The sequence below is a fragment of the Halopseudomonas salina genome (genome assembly GCF_008641105.1).
Genome location: NZ_VTTI01000006.1, coordinates 42,831 through 52,128 on the forward strand (window position 1 = coordinate 42,831; position 9,298 = coordinate 52,128).

Here is a 9,298-nt window from a genome sequence, read left to right on the forward strand (position 1 = left end):
TCTGGGCCAACGGAGTTTTGATTGGCTCTTTTGTCGAGGTGGAACTCGACATTCCCGGGCCTGGGAGGGCCTAGTTCCACCTGGGCCAGCGGAGTTTGGGCTGACCCCTTTGTCGAGGTGGAACTCGACATTCCCGGGCTGGGAGGGCCTAGTTCCATCTCGGCCAGCGGCCAGCGAAGCTGGGCAATCCTTGAAACTGCGACTTAGCTCTCAGCCCATCAATACAGCGCTTGCTAACATGCACTCATGTAATAAAACGTGAACATGGATGTTCAGCATGACAGCAAACGACCACAGGGGCTGGTACAGGGCTCGTAAAGTGCCGCACTTCGATGCGCCGCACACTCTCCAGTTCATCACTTTTCGTTTGGCTGATGCCCTTCCGCAGCCTGTTTTGCGTGATTTGAGCAGACAGATCCAGAAGTTACCCTCGGAACAACAGTCCAGAAAACAGCGTGAAGCCATTGAGCGCTGGCTCGACCAGGGGCTCGGTTGCTGTGCTTTGCGGGAGCCGGCACTGGCTGAAATCATGTGCCAGACCCTGCGCTTTTACCATGGCCGCCGGTATCAGCTGATTGCCTGGTGCGTCATGCCCAATCACGTGCATGCCTTGATAGAGCCGACTTTTTCTTTGCCACGGATTGTGCAGGGTTGGAAATCATACAGCGCACGATGGGCGGTATTGAATGGCGAGGCCCTGGCGTTACCTTTGCCTATGGGGCGCTTCTGGATGCGCGGGTATTGGGACAGATATATTCGTGATCAGCGCCATCTGGACGCTGCCATATATTACGTCCATCAGAATCCTGTCAAAGCAGGGCTATGCGCCACGGCTGAAGACTGGAGGTGGTCAAGTGCCTGGGGAGGGGGGTAATTTCTCTGGGATGGCCCAGTTCTACCTGGGCCGGCGGAGTTTTGGTTGGCTCTTTTGTCGAGGTGGAACTCGACACTCCCGGGCTGGGAGGGCCCAGTTCCACCTGGGCCGTGATCGCCTTAAAGCAACATCGACCGAATATCCCCCAGCAGTTCACCCAGTCGTTTGGTAAATTGCGCTGCGGCGGCACCGTTGATCGCGCGGTGATCGTAGGACAGCGATAGCGGCAGCATCAGCTTCGGCTGAAACGCCTCTCCATCCCAGACAGGTTGCATGGTGGCTTTGGATATTCCGAGAATAGCCACCTCCGGTGCATTGACGATGGGTGTGAAATAGGTGCCGCCGATATGTCCCAGGCTGGAGATGGTGAAGCAGGCACCCTGCATTGCATCAGCACTGATCTTCTTGGTGCGCGCCTTCTCCGCCAACTCAGCCGCTTCCCCTGCCAGTTGCAGCAGGCTCTTTTTATCCACATCGCGTATTACCGGCACCATCAGGCCGTCGGGTGTATCGACTGCAAAGCCGATATGCACGTATTTCTTGTAGATCAGTTGCTTGCCATTGGGCGCCAGGGACGCGTTGAAGTTCTCCATCTCGCGCAGCAGATGCGCACAGGCCTTGAGCAGGAAGGGCAGGACGGTCAGTTTCACGCCAGCCTTTTCCGCTACCGTTTTCTGCGCCTTGCGGAAGCTCTCCAGTTCGCTGATGTCAGCCAGGTCGAACTGGGTCACATGCGGCACGTTCAGCCAGCTGCGGTGAATGTTGGTCGCTCCGGCCTGTTGCAGGCGGGTCATGTCCTTCGTTTCTGTCTCGCCAAAGCGGCTGAAATCTATCTGGGGTACAGGTGGTATGCCTGCTCCGCCCCCGGCCGCTGATTGTTTTTCCTGCTTGGCCAGGCCCTTCACATATTTTTGAACGTCCTCCTTGAGGATGCGATCACGGGGTCCGCTGGGTTTTACCTTGGCCAGTTCAATGCCGAACTCGCGGGCCAGCAGGCGCACTGCCGGGCCGGCATGTACCTTGGCGCCATCACGGCTTGGGCCGCCGACCGGAGGCGGAGTGTCTTCCTCTGGCTGGTCCGGCTCAGAGGTGGTTTTCTTTTCTCCTGCCTTGGGAGCCGATGCCTGCGCGTCGGATTTTGCGGGCTTGGATTCAGACTTGGCCCCACCGCCCTCGGTGCGCATATGCAGGATCAGGTCACCCGTGCCCGCCTGATCACCTTTCTTGATCTCAACGGATTCCACTGTGCCAGCAAAGGGCGCCGGGATCTCCATGCTTGCCTTGTCGGACTCGAGCACGATCAGCGACTGGTCAGCCTCGACCTTGTCGCCCTTGGCGACCAGTATCTCGATCACTTCGGCTTTGCTGTCCGAGCCCAGATCCGGAATCTTGACCTCTTTTACTTCGCCGCTGTCACCACTATCGCCAACGTCGCCTGATTCCGACTTGGCCTCCGACGCTGCGGGCTTTGCAGGCTCATCGTCCTGCGACTTGTCGTCTTTGGGCTTGCTGTCGGACTCTTCGGATTCAGCTTCCTTCTCGGGCTCGCTCTCGCCGCCGTCCGCCACTTCCAGTTCGATCAGGTCGTCACCTTCTTTTAGGCTGTCGCCCATGCTGACCTTGACCGATTTGATCGTGCCTGCCTTGGGGCAGGGGATTTCCATGCTGGCCTTGTCCGATTCGAGAACGACCAGGCTCTGCTCGGCCTCGACCTTGTCGCCGGCCTTGACCAGTATTTCAATGACTTCGCCTTCACCGTCGCCGATGCCGGGTACCTTGATTACTTCACTCATTGCCTGTCTCCTCAGCAGTCCAGCGGGTTGGTCTTGCCGGGATCGATACCGAAGGTTTTCAGCGCATCGCTGAGCACCTTGGGTTCCAGGTCACCGGATTCCACCAGCGCGACCAGCGCGCTGTAGGCCACCCAGTTACGGTCTACCTCGAAGAAATGCCGTAGCTTGCGACGGCTGTCGCTTCGTCCAAAGCCATCTGTGCCCAACACCTTGTAGGTACCCGGGACCCACTGGCGGATCTGATCAGCGAAGAGTTTCATGTAGTCGGTAGAGGCAATCACCGGCCCCTTGCGCTTGGCCAGATTGCGCTCGACAAAACTGACCTTGGCGGTCTTGGTCGGGTGCAGCCGGTTCCAGCGTTCCACATCCAGGCCGTCGCGGCGCAACTCGTTGAAGCTGGTGACGCTCCAGATATCCGCCGTCACCTTGAACTGCTCCCGGAGAATATTTGCGGCTTCGATCACCTCACGCAGGATGGTACCGCTGCCCATCAGTTGCACATGCAGCTTGGCCGGTTTCTTCTCCTCCTGCAGCAGGTACATGCCGCGCATGATGCCTTCCTCGACATCCTTGCTCTTGGGCATCGGCGGTTGTTCGTAGGCCTCGTTCATCACGGTCAGATAGAAGTAGACGTTTTCCTGTTCCTCCATCATCCGCCGTGCACCCTCACGGATGATCACCGCGAGCTCGTAACCATAGGTGGGATCGTAGCTGCGGCAATTGGGGATGGTCGATGCCAGAATGTGGCTGTGGCCGTCCTCGTGTTGCAGGCCTTCGCCGTTGAGCGTGGTGCGCCCGGCGGTGCCGCCAATCAGGAAGCCCTTGGCGCGGCTGTCTCCGGCGGCCCAGGCCAGATCGCCAATACGCTGGAATCCGAACATCGAATAAAAGATATAAAACGGCAGCATCGGCTGGTTATAGGTGCTGTACGCAGTGGCCGCAGCAATCCAGCTGGACATCGCGCCGGCCTCGTTGATGCCCTCCTCGAGGATCTGCCCCTTCTTGTCCTCTCGGTAGAACATCACCTGATTCTTGTCCACAGGCTCGTAGAGCTGACCGACCGAAGAGTAGATACCCAATTGGCGGAACATGCCTTCCATACCAAAGGTGCGCGCCTCATCTGGCACGATTGGCACAATACGCGAACCCAGTTCCTTGTCCTTGACCAACTGCGAGAGGATGCGCACGAAGGCCATGGTCGTGGAAATCTCCCGATCGCCGCTGCCATCCAGAATCGCTTTCAACGTGTCCAGTGGCGGTACCGGTACCTTGAAGCTTTCAACGCGGCGCTTGGGCATATAGCCGCCAAGTTTTTCGCGGCGCGAGTGCAGGTATTTGTATTCGGCGCTGCCTTCCTCGGGCTTGTAGAAGGGCAGCTTTTCCAGGTCCTTGTCGTTGACCGGAATATCAAAGCGGTCGCGGAACAACTTCAGGCTGTCGATATCGACCTTCTTGGTGTTGTGGGCGGTATTCTGCCCCTGACCAGCACCGGTGCCATAGCCTTTGATGGTCTTGGCCAGGATCACTGTCGGCTGACCTGTGTGGTTGACCGCGTCATGGTAGGCGGCATACACCTTGTAAGGATCGTGGCCACCGCGGTTAAGCTTCCAGATTTCCTCGTCGGACAGGTCCTTGACCATCTCCTTTAGCTCGGGCCGGGTACCGAAGAAATGCTCGCGAACGTAAGCACCGTCGTTTGCCTTGTAGTTCTGGTAGTCGCCGTCCACCGCCTCTTCCATGCGTTGCTGCAACAGGCCATCGTGGTCGCGGGCGAGCAGGGGATCCCACATGCGGCCCCAGATGACCTTGATCACGTTCCAGTCGGCGCCGCGGAAGCTGCCCTCCAGCTCCTGGATAATCTTGCCGTTGCCACGTACCGGTCCATCCAGGCGCTGCAGATTGCAGTTGATGACGAAAATCAGGTTGTCGAGCTTTTCACGGCCGGCCAGGGAGATGGCGCCCAGCGACTCGGGCTCGTCTGTTTCGCCGTCGCCGACAAAACACCAGACCTTCTGTTTGCCGGGCTCGATAAAGCCCCGGTGCTCCAGGTATTTCATGAAGCGCGCCTGGTAGATGGCCTGGATCGGGCCCAGGCCCATGGATACGGTCGGGAACTGCCAGAAATCGGGCATCAGCCAAGGGTGAGGATAAGAGGAGAGGCCCTTGCCATCGGTTTCCTGGCGAAAGTTGTTGAGCTGCTCTTCGCTAATGCGGCCTTCGAGGTAGGCCCGGGCATAAATGCCGGGGGAGGCGTGACCCTGAAAGAACACCAGGTCGCCACCATGTTCCTCGGTGGGGGCCTTGAAAAAGTAATTGAAACCGATGTCATACAGGGTGGCACTGGAAGCAAAGGTGGAAATATGACCGCCCAGATCGGGATCCTGCTGGTTTGTGCGCATGACCATGGCCAACGCGTTCCAGCGGACCATCGACCGAATTCGCCGCTCCATGAACAGGTCACCGGGCATCGGCGATTCGTGGGTCAGCGGGATGGTATTGCGGTAGGGGGTGGTGATTGCATAGGGCAGCGGTGTGCCACTGCGGCTGGCCAGTTCCCCCAGGCGGGTTATCAGGTAATGCGCCCGATCCTCGCCTTCGTTGTCCAGCACGGATTCCAGAGAGTCGAGCCATTCCTGGGTTTCAAGGGGATCGATATCGTCTTGCTTCATTATTTGCTCCAGACCTTGTGGGCCTAATCAGTCTTGGCGGGCAAGGCGCCCGGTTTGACTGACGAGTATTGGATTCGGTGGCTGTAGTATAACTACATGAATTATTAAGATTCCACTGATTTGCTGCGACTTTGGTAGTAAAACTACAAAATGACCAGCCGGTCCCGGTTGCGGGCTCTTTTCCATCCGATGCTGGCGTGGCAAGCTGCAGCATTGTCGTTTCTACAGGATAGACCATGGTTTTTTCTCCGCCGTCCCCCCTCCCGTTTTCGTTGCAGCCGCTGGTTGATCATCATTTGGCCCAATGGCGCGCAGCAGTTGCCCAGGATGAGCTGAAGGACCCACAGGCGCAGAGCGAAGAGTTCATAGCCGAGCTGCGGCATGTGCTGGCGGGCAGTGATTTTGTGGCCGAGCAATTGCGACGCGATCCGGCCATGGCCGGGAGGCTGATGCGCGGTGATCTGTTATGGCGCCGGCTGGCAAGTGGGGAGATGGAGTCCATGTTGGCTGAGGCCCTCGCCGAGGTGGATACCGAGGACCTGTTGGCGCAGTCTCTTCGGCGCTTTCGACAGGAGCAGCAGGTGCGGATCATCTGGCGTGATCTGACCCGCCGAGCCGATACCGCCGAAACCGTTCGGGATCTGTCCGAGATGGCCGATCACTGTATTGAAGCTGCCTATCGATGGTTATACGCAGACAGTTGCACCAGTCAGGGCACCCCGATGAGTGACGCGGGTGATCCTCAGCATATGGTGGTGCTGGGGATGGGCAAGCTGGGCGCGCGCGAGCTCAACCTGTCGTCAGATATCGATCTGATCTTTGCCTATCCGGAAGCCGGCGAGACGCGGGGAGGGCGACGCAGCCTGTCTAACCAGGAGTTCTTCATCCGCGTCGGGCAGCGGTTGATCAAGGCGCTGGACAACATAACCGTTGACGGTTTTGTGTTTCGTGTAGATATGCGTCTGCGACCTTATGGCGACAGTGGCGCGTTGGTGTTCAGCTTTGATGCCCTGGAGCAGTACTACCAGAGTCAGGGCCGTGACTGGGAGCGCTACGCCATGATCAAGGCACGGGTTGTGGCGGGTGACCAGGCGGCCGGTGCCGAGCTGCAATCCATGCTCAAGCCATTCGTGTACCGGCGCTATCTGGATTTTGCCGCTATTGAAGCGCTGCGTAGCCTCAAGCTCATGATCCAGCGTGAGGTCCAGCGCAAGGGCCTGCAAGACAACGTGAAGCTCGGCTCTGGTGGAATCCGCGAGATCGAGTTTATCGGCCAGGCTTTTCAACTGATCCATGGCGGGCGCGAAAGGGCGTTACAGCAGCGTCCGATTCTGACCGTACTCGATGTACTGGCTGCCAATGGATATTTGCCGTCCGCGGTAGTGGATGAGCTCAAGTCGGCGTATCTGTTTCTGCGCGATGCCGAGCATGCACTGCAGGCCATTGATGACCGGCAGACACAGATGTTGCCGACTGATCCGCAGGGGCGGGCGCGGGTTGCCTATATGTTGGGATTTGATGGCTGGGACAGCTTTCGCGAGACATTGGAAACGCACCGTGGCCGTGTGGCGAAGCATTTTGCCGGCGTGATTGCTGATCCTGATGAGGATCAGGATGAAGAGCCTGGCTGGCATGCCGAATGGATTCCGGTGTGGGAAAGTGGCGACCCTGAACAGGCCATCGAGCAGTTGCGTTCAGGTGGGTTCAAGGACCCCGAAGAGGCATGGCGCAAGATCGGTGGCCTGCTGAATTCCGGTCGGGTCAAGTCCATGCAGAGGCTTGGCCGCGAGCGGCTGGATGTATTTGTGCCGCGGCTTCTGGGCATGGCCAGCGAACAGGATGATCCGGATCTGGCGCTGGATCGCGTGATGCCTCTGGTCGAGGCCGTGGCCAGACGGTCAGCCTATCTGCTGTTGCTGACGGAGAATCCTGGCGCCCTGCGGGAATTGCTGGTGCTGTGTTCGGCCAGCCCGTGGATCGCCGAACAGATCACCCGCTATCCAGTGGTGCTGGATGAGCTGCTGAATGCCGGGCGCTTGTATCGACCACCGGAAACCGAAGAGCTGGTTGATGAGCTGCGTCAGCAGCTGATGCGGATTCCCGAGGATGATCTTGAGCAGCAGATGGAGGTGCTTCGCTACTTCAGACGTGCCCATGTGCTGCGTGTTGCAGCTTCCGAGATTGCGGGTAGCCTGCCGTTGATGAAAGTCAGTGACTACCTCACCTGGATCGCCGAGGCGATCTTGCAGCAGGTGTTGCAGCTGGCCTGGCGGGAGATGACCCTGCGCCATGGTAAGCCCAAGCGCGAGGATGGCTCCGATTGTGAAATGGACTTTGTGATTCTGGGATACGGCAAGGTTGGCGGCATCGAGCTGGGTCATGGTTCTGACCTGGATCTGGTGTTTATTCACGATGGGGATGGCCAGGCTGAAACCGATGGTCCCAGACCGATCGATGGCAGCCGGTTCTATACTCGTTTGGGTCAGCGGATTATCCATATGCTCAATGCCCAGACCACCTCCGGGGCGCTCTATGATGTGGATATGCGTCTGCGACCCTCGGGAGACTCCGGGCTGCTGGTCAGCTCGCTGAAATCCTATGCGCGCTACCAGCGCGAGGAAGCCTGGACCTGGGAGCACCAGGCGCTGGTCAGAGCCCGTGTTCTGGCCGGTTGCAAGCGCCTGAGTCATCGCTTTCATGTGCTGCGCGCCGAGGTGCTCGGCAGGCCCCGCGACGAAGCCGCTCTGCGGGCCGAGGTCACCGGCATGCGCCAGAAAATGCGTGATAACCTGGCTACCAAGGCAACCAGTGCAGGATTCGCGCCCTCAGCGTTTACCGAACAGGCACTGTTTGATCTCAAGCAGGATGCCGGAGGTATCGTCGACATCGAATTTATGGTGCAATATGCCGTCCTGGCCTGGTCGTGCCAGCACCCCGAATTGCTGCGGTACACCGACAACATCCGAATACTTGATGGGCTGCGGGACGCCGGATTGGTATCCGGTGAAGACGTACAACGTCTGCAGGAGGCTTACAAGGCCTACCGGGCAGCGGCCCATCGCCTGGCATTGCAAAAGCAGCCAGGCAAAGTAAGCGGCGACCAGTTTCATGATTTTCGTCGCGCCGTCATGGCCCTCTGGCAACAGTGGCTGCCTGATTAGGTCCGGCGGGCTGAGCTGTGCTCTCCGCCAGAGGCAGGTCGGCCGACACATACGAATTTGGATCCACCAGTTTAGTACAACCCAATATTATGGAGTGGGCTGCAATGTCGATGGCCGATCGTGATGGCTTTATCTGGTTTGACGGTAAAATGGTCCCCTGGCGCGAAGCCAATATTCATGTGCTGACGCACTCGCTGCACTACGGTATGGCGGTTTTCGAAGGTGTGCGCGCGTACAAGACGCCGGACGGCACCGCGATTTTCCGTCTGGAGGCACATACCGACAGGCTGTTTGATTCCGCCCACATCATGGGCATGAAGATTCCCTTCACCAAAGAAGAAATCAACGAAGCGGTGCGTGCCGCTGTGCGTGACAACAACCTGGAAACTGCCTATATCCGTCCTCTGGCATTTTACGGCTCCGAGGGCATGGGCATTCGCGCCGATAACCTCAAGGTGCACGTGAGTGTTGCTGCCTGGCACTGGGGTGCCTACATGGGTGATGAGGCACTGGAGCGCGGCATCAAGATTCGCACCAGCTCCTTTACCCGCCACCATGTGAACATCACCATGACCCGGGCCAAGGCCAGTGGTGCCTACATGAACTCCATGCTGGCCCTGCAGGAAGCGGTATCTGCTGGGGCGGACGAAGCGCTGCTGCTCGACCCGGAAGGCTATGTGGCCGAAGGCTCCGGCGAGAATATTTTCATTATCAAGGCTGGCGTGATCTACACCCCGGAAGTGACAGCCTGTCTGAACGGCATTACCCGCAGCACGGTACTGACGCTGGCGCGCGAGCTGA

The 9,298-nt window shown here is 58.6% G+C and carries 5 protein-coding genes; 3 read left to right on the forward strand and 2 right to left on the reverse strand.

The features are described from left to right. Nucleotides 1-277 precede the first annotated feature (277 nt). Nucleotides 278-874, forward strand: a complete 597-nt coding sequence (locus tag FZF01_RS11075) for an REP-associated tyrosine transposase (protein WP_223825485.1) — start codon at nt 278-280, stop codon at nt 872-874. Nucleotides 875-993: 119 nt separating this feature from the next. Here the strand turns inward: FZF01_RS11075 and aceF are convergent, their stop codons facing one another. Continuing rightward, nucleotides 994-2,667: a dihydrolipoyllysine-residue acetyltransferase gene (aceF, locus tag FZF01_RS11080; RefSeq protein ID WP_150278248.1), complete on the reverse strand. Its 1,674-nt coding sequence runs from the start codon at nt 2,665-2,667 to the stop codon at nt 994-996. 11 nt (nt 2,668-2,678) lie between these two features. Further along, nucleotides 2,679-5,336, reverse strand: coding sequence for a pyruvate dehydrogenase (acetyl-transferring), homodimeric type (aceE, locus tag FZF01_RS11085; RefSeq protein WP_150278249.1), 2,658 nt, complete (start codon nt 5,334-5,336; stop codon nt 2,679-2,681). A gap of 236 nt (nt 5,337-5,572) precedes the next feature. On the opposite strand from aceE, the gene glnE reads away from it, so the two are divergent. Continuing rightward, entirely contained in the window at nt 5,573-8,497 is a 2,925-nt protein-coding gene (gene glnE, locus FZF01_RS11090; protein WP_150278250.1) for a bifunctional [glutamate--ammonia ligase]-adenylyl-L-tyrosine phosphorylase/[glutamate--ammonia-ligase] adenylyltransferase, read from the forward strand. A 104-nt stretch (nt 8,498-8,601) separates the two neighbouring features. Next, nucleotides 8,602-9,298 (forward strand): branched-chain amino acid transaminase (locus tag FZF01_RS11095; RefSeq protein ID WP_223825486.1); only part of this gene is annotated, 697 nt, incomplete at its 3' end.

Excerpts from the sequence above, each read along its gene's own strand:
- FZF01_RS11075 (WP_223825485.1), top strand. The coding sequence starts at position 278 with ATGACAGCAAACGACCACAGGGGCTGGTACAGGGCTCGTAAAGTGCCG.
- aceF (WP_150278248.1), bottom strand. The coding sequence starts at position 2,667 with ATGAGTGAAGTAATCAAGGTACCCGGCATCGGCGACGGTGAAGGCGAA.
- aceE (WP_150278249.1), bottom strand. The coding sequence starts at position 5,336 with ATGAAGCAAGACGATATCGATCCCCTTGAAACCCAGGAATGGCTCGAC.
- glnE (WP_150278250.1), top strand. The coding sequence starts at position 5,573 with ATGGTTTTTTCTCCGCCGTCCCCCCTCCCGTTTTCGTTGCAGCCGCTG.